Raw genomic sequence first — 1199 nt, 5'->3', positions numbered from 1 at the left:
CCTCCGGCGCGCTGCCCGCCGACCTGGCCACCCACCTCGGCGGCCTCGGCGCGCTCGCCCTGGCCGCGCACCTCGTCGTCCGCTTCCGCGCCCCCCGCGCGGACCCGCTGCTGCTGCCCGTGGCGCTGCTGCTCAACGGCCTCGGCCTGGTCCTCATCCACCGCCTCGACCAGGGCACCCCCGGCGACCGCGCCGCCCCCGCCCAACTCCTGTGGTCCACCGTGGGCGTCACCCTCTTCGCCGCCGTCCTCCTCTTCCTGCGCGACCACCGCGACCTGCGCCCCCGTGCCGGGAAGTACGCGTTCACGGCCCTGTGCCTGATGGCCGCGCCGATCCTCTTCCCCGCCGTCAACGGGGCCAGGATCTGGATCCGGATCGGCGGTCTCTCCTTCCAGCCCAGCGAGTTCGCCAAGGTGCTGCTCGCGATCTTCTTCGCCTCCTACCTCGCCGCCAACCGGCACGCCCTGACCTTCACCAGCGGCCCGCGCATCCGCCGCCTGCTGCTGCCGCCGCGGCGCGTCCTCGGCCCGATCGTCGCGGTCTGGGGCATCAGCCTGGTGCTGCTGATCCTGGAGCGGGACATCGGCGCATCGCTGCTGTTCTTCAGCCTGTTCGTGGCGATGCTGTACGTGGCCACGGGGCGGTTCGGCTGGCTGGCCGTCGGACTGCTGCTGGCCGCGGCCGGGGCGGCGGCGGTCGGGGCGCTGGAGCCGCATGTGCACACGCGGGTGGAGGACTGGCTGTCGCCGTTCCGCGCCATCGAGGAGGGGCACGGCCCCGGGCAGTTGGCGCAGTCGCTGTTCGCGTTCGCGGCGGGCGGCGCGCTGGGCGCGGGGCTCGGGCAGGGGCACTCGCTGCTGATCGGCTTCGCCGGCAAGTCGGACTTCATCCTGGCCACCGCCGGCGAGGAACTGGGGATCGCGGGGCTGACGGCGCTGTTCCTGCTGTACGCCCTCTTCGTCGCCCGCGGCTACCGCACGGCGATCGCCATCGGCGAGCCGTTCGGCGCGCTGCTGGCCGCGGGCCTGGCGGCGATCATCACGCTCCAGGTGGTGGTGATCGCGGGCGGCGTGCTGGGGCTGATCCCGCTGACCGGGATGGTGACGCCGTTCCTGGCGCAGGGCGGTTCCTCCGTGGTGACGAACTGGGTGATCGTCGCGCTGCTCGTACGGCTCAGCGACGAGGCCCGTACGCCACCG

At 73.8% G+C, this 1199-nt stretch carries 1 protein-coding gene; it reads left to right on the top strand.

The window, feature by feature from the left end:
- A partial coding sequence (locus tag H5J30_RS34425) for an FtsW/RodA/SpoVE family cell cycle protein (RefSeq protein WP_181791742.1) occupies positions 1 to 1199 on the top strand: 1199 nt, incomplete at both ends.

Source organism: Streptomyces phytophilus, assembly GCF_013870535.1.
Lineage (GTDB): Bacteria > Actinomycetota > Actinomycetes > Streptomycetales > Streptomycetaceae > Streptomyces > Streptomyces phytophilus.
This window is presented reverse-complemented; position numbering and strand designations above follow the sequence as displayed.